At 70.8% G+C, this 13,854-nt stretch carries 5 protein-coding genes, 1 tRNA gene and 1 rRNA gene; 6 read left to right on the forward strand and 1 reads right to left on the reverse strand.

The genetic code is table 11. The features are described 5' to 3' along the window. From rrf to ACIO6U_RS34760, 3 genes are all read left to right on the forward strand, one after another. Positions 1–86 (forward strand): 5S ribosomal RNA (gene rrf / locus ACIO6U_RS34750); the annotation flags it as partial. Positions 87–219: 133 nt separating this feature from the next. Next, positions 220–948, forward strand: a complete 729-nt coding sequence (locus ACIO6U_RS34755) for a DegT/DnrJ/EryC1/StrS family aminotransferase (RefSeq protein ID WP_355338780.1) — start codon at positions 220–222, stop codon at positions 946–948. A gap of 71 nt (positions 949–1,019) precedes the next feature. Next, positions 1,020–1,092 (forward strand) — tRNA-Thr (locus tag ACIO6U_RS34760). A gap of 134 nt (positions 1,093–1,226) precedes the next feature. Here ACIO6U_RS34760 and ACIO6U_RS34765 read toward each other — a convergent pair. Further along, positions 1,227–3,899, reverse strand: a complete 2,673-nt coding sequence (locus tag ACIO6U_RS34765; protein ID WP_355338115.1) for a SpoIIE family protein phosphatase — start codon at positions 3,897–3,899, stop codon at positions 1,227–1,229. Between the two features lie 325 nt (positions 3,900–4,224). On the opposite strand from ACIO6U_RS34765, the gene ACIO6U_RS34770 reads away from it, so the two are divergent. The 3 genes from ACIO6U_RS34770 to ACIO6U_RS34780 all read left to right on the forward strand — a co-directional run bounded on the left by ACIO6U_RS34770 (position 4,225) and on the right by ACIO6U_RS34780 (position 13,568). Beyond that, positions 4,225–9,708 (forward strand): HAMP domain-containing protein, encoded by a 5,484-nt coding sequence (locus tag ACIO6U_RS34770; RefSeq protein ID WP_355338118.1) that lies wholly within the window; start codon positions 4,225–4,227, stop codon positions 9,706–9,708. A 253-nt stretch (positions 9,709–9,961) separates the two neighbouring features. Further along, entirely contained in the window at positions 9,962–10,660 is a 699-nt protein-coding gene (locus ACIO6U_RS34775; RefSeq protein WP_401725280.1) for a two-component system response regulator, read from the forward strand. A gap of 127 nt (positions 10,661–10,787) precedes the next feature. Next, complete coding sequence (locus ACIO6U_RS34780; RefSeq protein WP_401725283.1) at positions 10,788–13,568, forward strand: DNA translocase FtsK; 2,781 nt, start codon at positions 10,788–10,790, stop codon at positions 13,566–13,568. Positions 13,569–13,854: the final 286 nt, after the last annotated feature.

A 13,854-nucleotide genomic window follows, 5' to 3' on the forward strand; every position in this document is an offset into this window, starting at 1 on the left:
GTTACATTCCGAACCCGGAAGCTAAGCCTTTCAGCGCCGATGGTACTGCAGGGGGGACCCTGTGGGAGAGTAGGACACCGCCGAACAATCTTTATAAATGCCTTGGCCCCCGAGCTTCGACTCGGGGGCCAAGGCATTTTTGTTTTCCGTTACCCTATGTTCACGTCGCTCCGAGACTCTGGGCCTCCCGATAGGCGGAGGTGTGGAGACGTGCAGCAGATGACGACTGCCGGACGACGGCACAGGATCGCTTCGGACGCGACGGCCGCCGCGCTGCGCACGTCGCTCGAGGAGCTGGGTATCGGGACAGGGGACGAGGTCATCGTCCCGTCGTTCGGACCGGGCGCGCCGGCCGACGCCGTCCGACTCGCGGGCGCCACACCGGTGTTCGCGGACATCGACCCCCGGACGTTCTGCCTGGCCCCCGAGGCCGTCGCCGCGGGCGTCACGGCGCGGACGGCCGCGATCGTACCCGTCCACGTATTCGGGCACCCCGCGCCGATGGCGCGGCTCGACGACCTGGCGTCGCGCCGTGGTCTGGCGCTCGTGGAGCAGGGCACCGAGGGCGGTGTCGAGGAGGACGCGGGAGTGGTCGCCCGGCGGCGGGCGCACGCGCGGTTCCTGGACTCGGCGCTCAAGGGCGTGGTCGTGCCGTACACCGAGCCGGGGGCGCACCACCTCTACCGGCAGTACGCGGTACGGATTCCCGGCAACGGCCGGCCGGACCGGGACGCCTTCGCCGCGGCCCTGGCGGCACGGGGCGTGCGGGCGACGGTGAGCGTGCCCGTACCGGTGCACCGGATGCCCGCGCACCGGTCGGGGGCCGTGTTGCCGCAGACCGAACTGGTGGCCGCGGACAGCCTGTCGCTGCCGGTCCACCCCGGCATCACCCAGCGGGAGTTGACGCACATCGCGGACGCCTGCAACGCGCTCGGCGGGCTGCTGTGAACCGCCGCTGAACGACCCCTGAGCGTGCTTCGAGCACCCGCGTTCATGGGATAGGATCTTCCCATCGACGCGCCCCAATAGCTCAGTCGGTAGAGCGTCTCCATGGTAAGGAGAAGGTCTACGGTTCGATTCCGTATTGGGGCTCGGCACAGAAGGCCCTCACCGTCAGGTGGGGGCCTTCTTCATGCCGTCGCGCACCAGGACCCGCGCCAAGGACCGCGCGCCGAGGACCGCGCGAAGAATCCCCGCGCGAAGAATCCCCGTGCGAAGAACCCGCGCTACTCGGACTTCTTCGGGACCCGCATCGACAGGATCGCCATGTCGTCGGACGGCGCGTCAGAGGCGAAGCGCTCAACGGCCCGTTGGATACGGGCGGCCACGGCGCCCGCGGTCAGGCCCGTACAGGTGGACAGGACGTCGGCGAGGCCGTCGTCGCCGAGCATACGGGTGCCCTCGCGGCGCTCGGTGACGCCGTCGGTGACGCAGAGCAGGACGTCGCCCGGGTCGAGGGAGACGGTCTGCTCGTACAGTTCGAGGTCGTCCATCACGCCGAGCAGCGGCTGCGGTTCGGCGGCGGGTTCGACAGTGCCGTCGGGGCGCAGGCGCAGCGGGAGCGGGTGGCCGGCGCAGACCATGCGCAGGACGGCGCTGCCGTCGTGCTGGGGCCACAACTCGCCGTACAGGAGCGTGAGGAAGCGGCTGCGGGCGCCCTCGTCGAGGATGGCGGCGTTGAGGCGTTCGAGGACGGCGGGGCCGCCGAAGCCCTCGCGGGCCAGCAGGCGCAGCGCGTGCCGGGCGAGGCCGGTGACGGCGGCGGCCTCCGGGCCCGTACCGCAGACGTCGCCGATGGCGAAGCCCCAGCAGCCGTCGCGGATCGGGAAGAGGTCGTAGAAGTCGCCGCCGACCTCGTTGCCCTCGCCCGCGGCGCGGTAGACGACCTCGACCTCGACGCCGGGGATGTGCGGCAGCTCCGGCGGCAGGAGGCTGCGCTGGAGGGCCTGGCTGATCGCGGTGCGCTCGCTGTAGAGGCGGGCGTTGTCCAGGGCGAGCGCCGCTCGGCGGGAGAGGTCTTCGGCGAGTTCGAGGATCTCCTGGCGGAAGCGTTCGTCGGCGGGCTTGCCGAGGGTGAGCATGCCGATGACCCGGTTGCGGGCGACCAGCGGCAGGACGACCGTTTCGCCGCCGACGGCCGCCGCGGTGGCGAGCGCGACACCGGGGGCGCTCGGCGCGCGCCCGCCCTTGCCCGAGGTGGGCGTGGCGGCGTTCGGCGCGGACGAGGAGGGCGCGGAGCGCGCGCCGACCCCGAGGCTGCGCAGAGAGGCCCGCAGGGCGCTGGAGTGGGCCGCGTCGGAGGGCGCGGTCCACATGCGGGCGCCGGGTGTCGGGTCGGGCTCCGGAGGCCGTACCTGGGACAGCAGCGCCTTGATGCCGTCGATGCGGTCCTCGTCCTCGTGCAGGACGAAGGCCAGCTCCGGTTCCGACTGCTCGGCGATCGTGTAGACCGCGCACCAGCTCGCCAGCGTCGGAACCGTCATCTGGGCCATGAGGGCCAGCGTCTGGTCGCGTTCCAGCGTGCCCGCGAGCAGGTCGGACGCCTCGACGAGGAAGGACAGCGAGCCGCGGCGCAGCCGTTCCAGCTCGGTGAGCCGGGCGCTCTCCACGGCGAGCGCGATCCGGTCGGCGGCGAATTGGAGCCGCAGCGCTTCCTGGTTGTTGTAGCGGCCGGGGGCCTCGGCCGCGACGCCGAGCGAGCCGGTCAGGCGGCCCTCGACCTTGAGCGGCACGGTGACCACCGAGCGCATGCCGGTGCCGGACAGCAGCGGTACGGCGCCGGGGACCGCGGTGAGGTCCTCGTGGACAGCCGGCATACGGGCGCTGCCGTAGCGTCCGGTGCCCGCTTCGACGGGGACGCGGGCGAAGCGCTGGCGGGCGGACGGCAGGCCGGTGGAGGCGCGTACTTCCAGCTCGGTCTCGTCGTCGGTGGCGAGCAGCAGGTAGGCGGCGTCGCCGTCGAGCATGTCGCGGGCGCGTTCGACGGTGCGCTGGAGGAGGCTGTCGAGGTCGTCGGGGGCGGGGGAGCCGATGAAGACCTCGAAGGCGTCCGTGGTCTTGCCGCGCTGGCCGAGGCCGGATTCCGCGCTGCCGGAGCCGCGGGACGGCGTCTGGAGCACGGCGCGCTCCTCGGCGCGCACCAGCAGGATGACGGTGGAGGGCTCGCCCTCGCTGTCGCGGACCCGCAGGTGGGAGCCGTACACGGGCAGGACGCGGCCGTCGGCGTCGCGCAGGCCGTAGGTGCCTTCCCAGCGGGAGTGCAGCAGGGCCTCGGCGAGGCCGATGCCGGTGCCGGGGGTCTGCGGCCAGGCGGTGAGGTCGGCGAGCGGTTTGCCGACGACGTCGGCGGCGGGGTGGCCGAAGAGCTCGGCCGCGTCGTCGTTCCAGCGCGTGATCGAGCCCATGCGGTCGACCTGGACGACGGCGACGCGCACGCTCTCGTCGGTGAGCGGGAGGTCGGCGGCGGGCAGGACGGGTCCCGCGGAGCGGGTGCCCGCGGGGCGCTCGGGCAGGTCGAGCTGGAACCAGACGTGCTTGCCCGCGCCGGTGTACTCCACGCCCCAGCGGCTGGCCAGGGCGGCGCACAGCAGCAGGCCGCGCCCGCCCTCGTTGTCGGGGTCGCGGAACTGGCGGCCTCTGCCCTGGATGGGGATCTCGCGGTCGGGGTAGTGGTCGGCGACCTCGACGCGTACAGCCGTCTCGTACCGCAGACACTGCACGTCGGCGGCGGTGCCCGCGTGCACGACGGCGTTGGTCACCAGTTCGCTGGTGAGCACCACCGCGTCGTCCACGACGTCGGCGAAGCCCCAGCCGTGCAGGGTGTCGCGTACGAAGGCACGCGCGACGGCGACCGACCGCCCCACCGGTTCGAAGCTGGCCGCAGCGCGCGCCGTGATCACCGGTCTCCTCGTTGCTCGTCCGTGGGCGGGTCCGCTGACCGGTCCCGCCGCCCGTGCCGCCGCCGTCCTGCCCGGTCCTCGTCGGCGGCCCCCTGAGGTGTACGCCTGGCAAGGTGCGGCGCCGCCGACACAAGAGCCAGGTTACTTACCCACGCGGACACCGCGTGCGCCGGTTGCGGGTGTTTCCACCCCGAACGTGCCACGGGTTATAAGCGATGCCGCCGAACTGTTATGGCCGGGTGGGGCCATGGTGAAACACTGGGCATGCTCTCAAGGCAGCAATCTTGCACTTTTGCAGGTCGGTCGACCCTCCAGGAGGGACACGGTGGAGTCTGGCGCATCGGCGCGGGGCACGAGCACGCGCACGAAGAACGGGCGATCCCGCGCCAGTGGGACCGTAGAGGTCGATTCGGCCGCGTTGGTCAAGCTCCTCGGAGCGCTGGCCGCGATGCGGGACGGGAACTTCCGCAAGCGGCTGACGGTGTCGGGTGACGGCGTGATGGCGGAGATCTCCGCCGTCTTCAACGAGGTCGCGGACCGTAACCAGCACCTTACCGGTGAGCTGGCCCGGGTCCGGCGGGTCGTCGGCCGGGAGGGAAAACTCACAGAGCGGCTGGAGACCGGTGCCTGCGAGGGCGCCTGGGCCGCCGCGATCGAGGCGTCCAACGCGCTGGTGGACGATCTCGTACGGCCGGTGTCGGAGGTCGGGCGGGTGCTGTCGGCGGTGGCCGAGGGCGACCTGGAACAGCGGATGGACCTGCGGTCGCAGAACGCGGACGGGTCGGCGCACCCGCTGCGCGGCGAATTCCTCAAGGTCGGCCGGACGGTCAACGGGCTGGTGGACCAGCTCTCCGCGTTCACCGACGAGGTGACGCGGGTGGCCAGCGAGGTCGGTACCGAGGGCAAGCTGGGCGGCCAGGCGAAGGTCCGGGGCATGGCGGGGTCCTGGAAGGACCTCACGGACTCGGTCAACACCATGGCGTACCGGCTGACGGCCCAGGTGCGGGACATCGCGCTGGTGACGCAGGCGGTCCTGAAGGGCGATCTGTCCCGCAAGGTCACCGTGCACGTGGCCGGCGAGATGCTGGAGCTGAAGAACACCGTCAACACGATGGTGGACCAGCTCTCCTCGTTCTCCTCCGAGGTGACCCGGGTGGCCCGCGAGGTGGGCACCGAGGGCGAGCTGGGCGGCCAGGCCCAGGTGCCGGGCATGGCCGGTGTGTGGAAGGACCTCACGGACTCCGTGAACCTGATGGCCGGGAATCTGACGGCCCAGGTGCGGGACATCGCGCAGGTGACGACGGCGGTCGCCAACGGCGACCTGTCGCAGAAGATCACCATCGGCGCGCGCGGCGAGGTCGCGCAGCTCGCCGAGACGATCAACGCGATGACCGAGACGCTGCGGACGTTCGCCGACGAGGTGACGCGGGTCGCCGGTGAGGTCGGCGCCGAGGGTCTGCTGGGCGGTCAGGCGCAGGTGCCGGGCGCGGCGGGTACGTGGAAGGACCTCACCGACTCGGTGAACACCGCCTTCCGCAACCTGACCGGCCAGGTGCGCGACATCGCCCAGGTGACCACGGCGGTCGCCAACGGCGACCTGTCCCAGAAGGTCACGGTGGACGTCTCCGGCGAGATGCTGGAGCTGAAGAACACCGTCAATACGATGGTCGACCAGCTCTCCGCGTTCGGCGCGGAGGTGACGCGGGTGGCCCGCGAGGTCGGCGTCGAAGGTGTGCTGGGCGGTCAGGCGCAGGTGCCGGGCGCGGCGGGTACGTGGAAGGACCTCACGGACTCCGTGAACACGGCCTTCCGCAACCTGACCGGCCAGGTCCGTAACATCGCGCAGGTCACGACGGCGGTCGCCAACGGCGATCTGACGCAGAAGGTCACGGTGGACGTCTCCGGCGAGATGCTGGAGCTGAAGAACACCGTGAACCGGATGGTCGACCAGCTCGGTTCCTTCGCCGCCCAGGTGACGCGGATGGCGCGTGACGTGGGTACGGAGGGGCGGCTGGGCGGTCAGGCGCGGGTGGACGGGGTGGCCGGCACCTGGAAGGACCTGACGGACTCCGTCAACTTCATGGCCGGCAATCTGACGTCCCAGGTGCGGCAGATCGCGCAGGTCACGACGGCTGTGGCGCGCGGTGACCTGTCGCAGAAGATCGACGTGGACGCGCGCGGGGAGATCCTGGAGCTGAAGAACACCATCAACACGATGGTCGACCAGCTCTCGTCGTTCGCCGAGCAGGTGACCCGCGTGGCCCGTGACGTGGGTACGGAGGGGCGGCTCGGCGGCCAGGCGCAGGTGCCCGGCGTCGCCGGTGTGTGGCGTGACCTGACCGACTCCGTGAACGGCATGGCGGGGAATCTGACGGCCCAGGTCCGCAACATCGCCGAGGTCGCCACCGCTGTGGCGCGCGGTGACCTGTCGCAGAAGATCGACGTGGACGCCCGGGGCGAGATCCTGGAGCTGAAGAACACCCTGAACACGATGGTCGACCAGCTCTCCGCGTTCGGCGCGGAGGTGACCCGGGTGGCCCGCGAGGTGGGCACCGAGGGCATCCTGGGCGGGCAGGCCGAGGTGCAGGGCGTCAGCGGCACCTGGAAGGACCTGACGCAGTCCGTCAACTTCATGGCGAACAACCTGACCAGTCAGGTCCGCAACATCGCCGATGTCACCAACGCGGTGGCGCAGGGCGACCTGTCCCGGAAGATCACCGTCGACGCCAAGGGCGAGATCCTGGCGCTGGTGACGACGGTGAACCAGATGGTGGACACGCTGTCCGCGTTCGGTGACGAGGTCACGCGCGTGGCCCGTGAGGTCGGTACGGAGGGCCAGCTCGGCGGCCAGGCGCGGGTCCGTGACGCGTCGGGCATCTGGAAGGACCTCACCGACAACGTCAACCTGATGGCCAACAACCTGACCAGCCAGGTGCGTTCGATCTCGTCGGTCGCCACGGCCGTGGCCAACGGCGACCTGACGAAGAAGATCACCGTCGAGGCGCGCGGCGAGGTCGCGCAGCTCGCCGAGACCATCAACACGATGGTGGACACGCTGTCGGCCTTCGGTGACGAGGTCACGCGCGTGGCCCGCGAGGTGGGCACCGAGGGCATCCTCGGCGGCCAGGCGCGGGTGCCGGGCGTGGCGGGCACCTGGAAGGACCTCACCGAGTCGGTGAACGGCATGGCGTCCAACCTGACCGGTCAGGTGCGGCAGATCGCGCAGGTGACCACGGCGGTCGCCCGCGGTGACCTGTCCAAGAAGATCGACGTGGACGCGCGCGGCGAGATCCTGGAGCTGAAGACGACCATCAACACGATGGTCGGCCAGCTCTCCGCCTTCGGTGACGAGGTGACCCGCGTCGCCCGCGAGGTGGGCACGGAAGGACGCCTGGGCGGTCAGGCGCGGGTGCCCGACGTCTCGGGCATCTGGAAGGACCTCACCGAGTCCGTGAACCTGATGGCGAACAACCTGACCAGCCAGGTCCGCAACATCGCGCAGGTCGCGACCGCGGTGACCCGCGGCGATCTCAATCTGCGGATCGACGTGGACGCGGCGGGCGAGATCCTGGAACTCCAGGACTACATCAACACGATGATCGTCCGTCTGCGCGAGACCACGCTCGCCAACAAGGAGCAGGACTGGCTCAAGGGCAACCTGGCCCGGATCTCCGGCCTGATGCAGGGCCGCCGCGACCTCGGCGACGTGGCCGCGCTGATCATGAGCGAGCTGACCCCGGTCGTCTCCGCGCAGCACGGCGCCTTCTTCCTCGCCGAGGACACCCAGGAGGTCGGCGAGGAGTACGAGCTGCGGCTGATCGGCGCGTACGGCTTCTCCAAGCGGACGATGTCGTCGGTCTTCCTGCCGGGGGAGGGGCTGATCGGCCAGGCCGCGGTGGAGAAGCGCTCGATCCTGATCGAGAACGTGCCGCCGGGTTATCTGAAGATCACCTCGGGGCTCGGTGAGGCACCTCCGTCGCACGTCATCGTGTTGCCGGTGCTCTTCGAGGGCCGGGTGCTCGGCGTGATCGAACTGGCCGCCTTCCAGCCGTTCACCCAGATCCAGAAGGACTTCCTCAACCAGATCACCGACATCATCGCGATCAGCGTCAACACCATCTCGGTCAACACCAAGACCGAGGGACTGCTCAAGCAGTCCCAGGAGCTGACCGAACAGCTCCAGGAGCGCTCGGCGGAGCTGGAGAACCGGCAGGCCGCCCTGGAGATGTCCAACGGCGAGCTGGAGGAGAAGGCCGAACTGCTGGCCCGGCAGAACCGCGACATCGAGGTGAAGAACACCGAGATCGAAGAGGCCCGCCAGGTGCTGGAGGAGCGCGCGGAACAGCTCGCGGTCTCGATGCGCTACAAGTCGGAATTCCTCGCCAACATGTCGCACGAGCTGCGCACCCCGCTCAACTCGCTGCTCATCCTGGCGAAGCTGCTCGCCGACAACGCGGACGGCAACCTCTCGCCCAAGCAGGTCGAGTTCGCCGAGACCATCCACGGCGCCGGTTCCGACCTGCTCCAGCTCATCAACGACATCCTGGACCTGTCCAAGGTCGAGGCCGGCAAGATGGACGTCTCGCCGACCCGTATCGCCCTGGTGCAGCTCGTGGACTACGTGGAGGCCACCTTCCGGCCGCTGACCGCGGAGAAGGGCCTGGACTTCTCCGTCCGGGTCTCGCCCGAACTGCCGGTCACCCTGCACACCGACGAGCAGCGGCTGCTCCAGGTGCTGCGCAATCTGCTGTCGAACGCGGTGAAGTTCACCGACAGCGGCTCGGTGGAGCTGGTGATCAGGCCCGCGGGCACCGAGGTGCCGCAGTCGATCAAGGAGCAGTTGCTGGAAGCGGGCACGATGCGCGAGCCCGACCAGCCGCTGATCGCCTTCTCCGTGACCGATACGGGCATCGGCATCGCGGCCAGCAAGATGCGGGTGATCTTCGAGGCGTTCAAGCAGGCCGACGGCACCACCAGTCGGAAGTACGGCGGTACGGGCCTCGGTCTGTCGATCAGCCGCGAGATCGCCCGGCTGCTCGGCGGCGAGATCCACGCCGACAGCCAGCCGGGACGCGGCTCGACCTTCACGCTGTATCTGCCGCTGTCCCTGGGCGACTTCCCGCAGGCGCTGCCGCAACTGCCCGCGGGCGGCCACGGCGGCGACTTCGAGCAGGGCTCGGCCGGCGACCGGGCGCGCCCGGGCAGCAGCCTGGCCCGGCTGCGCCGCCGTTCCGCGCAGCCCCCGCAACTGCCCGAGGGCGGCGGCCAGTCCAACGGCTCTGCGCCCTCGAACGGGTCGGGTCCGCGCGGCGGGTCCGCGAACGGCTCGGCCAACGGCTCCGCGCAGTCGCGGGGTCCGGGCGGAGCGGGCACCGAGGACACCTGGTCCGACGAGGGGCACCCCGACGCGTACACCGGCTTCTCCGGCGGCTTCAGCGGCGAGAAGGTGCTGATCGTGGACGACGACATCCGCAATGTCTTCGCCCTCACCAGCGTCCTCGAACAGCACGGCCTGACCGTGCTGTACGCCGAGAACGGCCGCGAGGGCATCGAGGTCCTGGAGCAGCACGACGACATCGCCGTGGTGCTGATGGACATCATGATGCCGGAGATGGACGGCTACGCGACGACCACGGCGATCCGCAAGATGCCGCAGTTCGCCGGGCTGCCGATCATCGCGCTCACCGCGAAGGCGATGAAGGGCGACCGGGAGAAGAGCATCGAGTCCGGGGCGTCGGACTACGTGACCAAGCCGGTCGACACCGACCATCTGCTCACCTTGATGGAGGAGTGGATGCACGCCCGGTGACGGCCGGGCGCGGGCCCGGCGACGCCATGGGCCCGCGCCCGGGATCGTGCGCCCGATGAGGTGTGAGGGCGCCGATTAAGGGGAACCTTCTGGTCTCCGCCTACGTTTGCGGTACGTGTTGAGTGACCTGGCGGTGACAGGGTGTGGCGAACGGCGGGGTGCGGCTACCATGACCGGCACAAGGACGGGCGGCACGACGGAGTCGTCCCCGGGGGCGGCGACCGGTGTAGTGCCGGGGCGAGGAGGGCGGGCCATGGTGCAGAAGGCCAAGATCCTCCTGGTCGATGACCGGCCGGAGAATCTGCTGGCGCTTGAGGCGATCCTCTCTGCGCTCGATCAGACGCTGGTACGGGCATCGTCCGGGGAGGAAGCGCTGAAAGCGCTGCTCACCGATGATTTCGCGGTGATCCTGCTCGATGTCCAGATGCCGGGCATGGACGGGTTCGAGACCGCGGCGCACATCAAACGGCGGGAGCGGACCCGGGACATCCCGATCATCTTCCTCACCGCCATCAACCACGGCCCGCACCACACCTTCCGGGGGTACGCGGCGGGCGCGGTCGACTACATCTCCAAGCCGTTCGACCCGTGGGTGCTGCGCGCCAAGGTGTCGGTCTTCGTCGACCTCTACACCAAGAACTGCCAGCTCCGGGAGCAGGCGGCACTGCTGCGGCTCCAGTTGGAACAGGGCGTGCCGTCCGCCGCGGGCGCCAACGGCAGGGGACGCGGCGGGGGCGAACCCGCGGGGCTGCTCGCCGAACTGTCCGCGCGGCTGGCCGCCGTCGAGGAGCAGGCCGAGGCGCTGACCAAGCAGCTCGACGAGTCCGCGGACGCCGCGGCCGTCGCCACCGCCGCCCACCTGGAGCGCAAGCTGACCGGCCTGCGCCGCGCCCTGGACGCGCTCGAACCGGGCACCGGCAACGGCGTCGTCAAGCTGCCGAATCAGGAGTGAGCCGTACGGGGAAGGCCGCGCGCCGCTTTTGACGTCGCGTCAGTCCCCGGCCCCGGCCGGACGACACGAACGGGCGTACTCTCAGGCACGCGTGTCACCCGATCACAAGGGCGGTAACCTCGGCACCATGGCCTCACGTACGTCCGGCACCGCCAAAAAAGCCCCGGCGAAGCCTGCGGCCAAGAAGACCGCGGCGAAGAAGCCCGCCGCCGCGAAGAGCGCCGCGGGGAGACCGCCCGCCAAGAAGGCAGCGGCGGCCAGACCCGCGCCCCGGCCCGCACCGTCGCCGACCAGCGGGCTCTTCCGCATGGCGCGCGCCGTGTGGCTCGGCCTGGCGCACACCGTGGGCGCCGTCTTCCGCGGCATAGGGCGCGGCGCGCGCGGCCTGGACCCCGCGCACCGCAAGGACGGCCTGGCGCTGCTTCTGCTCGGCCTGACCCTGGTGGTCGCCGCGGGCACCTGGTCCAACCTCCAGGGCCCGGTCGGCAACCTCGTCGAGGTCCTGATCACCGGCGCCTTCGGCCGCCTCGACCTGCTCGTGCCGTTCCTGCTCGGCGCGGTCGCCGTACGCCTGATGCGCCACCCGGAACAGCCGGAGGCCAACGGCCGGATCGTGATCGGCCTGTCCGCCCTCGTCATCGGCGCGCTCGGCCTGGTCCACCTGGCCTGCGGCGCCCCCGACCGCGGCGAGGGCGCGACCGCGATGCGCGACGCGGGCGGCCTGCTCGGCTGGGCCGCCGCCTCCCCGCTCGTCTACACCGTCGGCTCGGTGCTCGCCGTCCCGTTGCTCCTGCTCTTCACCGGCTTCGGCCTGCTCGTGGTCACCGCCACCCCGGTGAACGCGATCCCGCAGCGGCTGCGCCAGGCCGCCACCCGGCTCGGCGTGTACGAGGCGCCCGCGGACCCCGAGGCGGTCCCGCTGGAGGAGTTCTTCGAGGACGAGGACGACCCCCGCACCGCCGCCACCACCGATGAGTCGCCCGTACGGCGGCTGCCGATCCGCTTCGGCAAATCGGCCGCGGAGCCCTACGACGTCGACAGCGACACCGACCCCGACGAGCGCTCCGCCGTCGCGTCCGCGGCCGGGGGCGACCCGGGCGCCGACGAGCCCAAGCCGCGCCGCCGCCCCAGGCGCCGCTCCGAGGCGCTGCCCGGCGACCGGGACGAGGACGGCAGGGACGCGGTGGACGTGGCCGCCGCTGCCGCCGCCGCGCTGGACGGCGCGGTGCTGCACGGCGTGCAGCCCTCCCCGCTGGTCGCCGACCTCACCAGCCGGATCAGGAAGCCGGTGCCGGCCGCGCGCGCCGAGGACACCCCGGAGGAGTCCGGCGGGGTCCCCGCGGAGTCCGGCGGCGTCCCCGACCTCACCAAGAAGTCGCCCGAGACCACGGGACCGCCGCTGCCGCCCCGCGCGGAACAGCTCCAGCTCTCCGGCGACATCACCTACGCGCTGCCCTCCCTGGACCTGCTGGAGCGCGGCGGCCCCGGCCGTACCCGCAGCGCCGCCAACGACGCGGTGGTCGCGGCGCTCGGCCAGGTCTTCAAGGAGTTCAAGGTCGACGCGGTCGTCACCGGCTTCACCCGCGGCCCGACGGTCACCCGCTACGAGGTGGAGCTGGGCCCCGCGGTCAAGGTCGAGCGGATCACCGCGCTCGCCAAGAACATCGCCTACTCGGTCGCCAGCCCCGACATCCGGATCATCAGCCCGATCCCCGGCAAGTCCGCGGTCGGCATCGAGATCCCCAACAGCGACCGCGAGATGGTCAACCTCGGCGACGTGCTGCGCTCCGCGGAGGCCGCGGGCGAGGACCACCCGATGACCGTCGCGCTCGGCAAGGACGTCGAGGGCGGCTACGTGATGGCCAACCTCGCCAAGATGCCGCACGTCCTGGTCGCGGGCGCCACCGGCTCCGGCAAGTCCTCCTGCATCAACTGCCTGATCACCTCGGTGATGGCCCGCGCCACCCCCGACGAGGTCCGGATGGTGCTGGTCGACCCCAAGCGCGTCGAGCTGACCGCGTACGAGGGCATCCCGCACCTGATCACCCCGATCATCACCAACCCCAAGCGGGCCGCGGAAGCCCTCCAGTGGGTGGTGCGCGAGATGGACCTGCGCTACGACGACCTCGCTGCGTACGGCTTCCGGCACATCGACGACTTCAACGCCGCCGTGCGCTCGGGCAAGGCCAAGACGCCCGAGGGCAGCGAGCGCGAGCTGACGCCGTATCCGTATCTGCTGGTGATCGTGGACGAGCTGGCCGACCTCATGATGGTCGCGCCGCGTGACGTGGAGGACTCCATCGTCCGCATCACGCAGCTCGCGCGGGCCGCGGGCATCCACCTGGTGCTGGCCACCCAGCGGCCCAGCGTCGATGTCGTGACCGGTCTGATCAAGGCCAATGTGCCCTCCCGGCTCGCTTTCGCGACGTCCTCGCTCGCCGACAGCCGCGTCATCCTGGACCAGCCCGGCGCCGAGAAGCTGATCGGCAAGGGCGACGGGCTCTTCCTGCCGATGGGCGCGAACAAGCCGATTCGTATGCAGGGCGCCTTCGTCACCGAGGACGAGGTCGCCAAGGTCGTCGACCACTGCAAAGCGCAGCTCACGCCCAGCTACCGCTCCGACGTCACGGTCGGCAGCGGCCCGAAGAAGGAGATCGACGAGGAGATCGGCGACGACCTGGACCTGCTGTGCCAGGCCGCTGAGCTGGTGGTTTCCACCCAGTTCGGCTCCACGTCGATGCTCCAGCGCAAGCTGCGGGTCGGTTTCGCCAAGGCGGGCAGGCTGATGGACCTGATGGAGTCGCGCGGCATCGTCGGCCCCAGCGAGGGCTCCAAGGCGCGCGACGTGATGGTGAAGGCCGACGAGCTGGACGACGTCCTCGCCGAGATCCGCGGCGGAGGAGCGTAGGAGCGGCCGGTCCGGAGCCGGGCGTCGGCAGGTCGAGCGCGCGGGAACGGCCGGTCCTGTACGTACCGGGGGCCCGGACGGCCCACGGAAATGCGTAAGTCACGGGACTCGGGGAATGTGTTGGGGCAACCGTTTCTCCTGTTCGTACGTCAAGTTGATACAGGGGGGCTCGTATCGATGCACACGGGTGAACCTGTCGGCTTCCGACGACGATCCTGACCGCGATCCCGATGGCAACCCCGACCGCGATCCCGATGGCAATCCTGATGGCGGACAAAAAGTGATC

This window comes from Streptomyces sp. NPDC087422, assembly GCF_044744145.1.
In the GTDB taxonomy this organism is placed as follows: domain Bacteria; phylum Actinomycetota; class Actinomycetes; order Streptomycetales; family Streptomycetaceae; genus Actinacidiphila.

What these genes read in the sequence shown, in the direction of transcription:
- ACIO6U_RS34755 (WP_355338780.1), top strand. Translation starts at nt 220, where the DNA reads ATGACGACTGCCGGACGACGGCACAGGATCGCTTCGGACGCGACGGCC.
- ACIO6U_RS34775 (WP_401725280.1), top strand. Translation starts at nt 9,962, where the DNA reads ATGGTGCAGAAGGCCAAGATCCTCCTGGTCGATGACCGGCCGGAGAAT.
- ACIO6U_RS34780 (WP_401725283.1), top strand. Translation starts at nt 10,788, where the DNA reads ATGGCCTCACGTACGTCCGGCACCGCCAAAAAAGCCCCGGCGAAGCCT.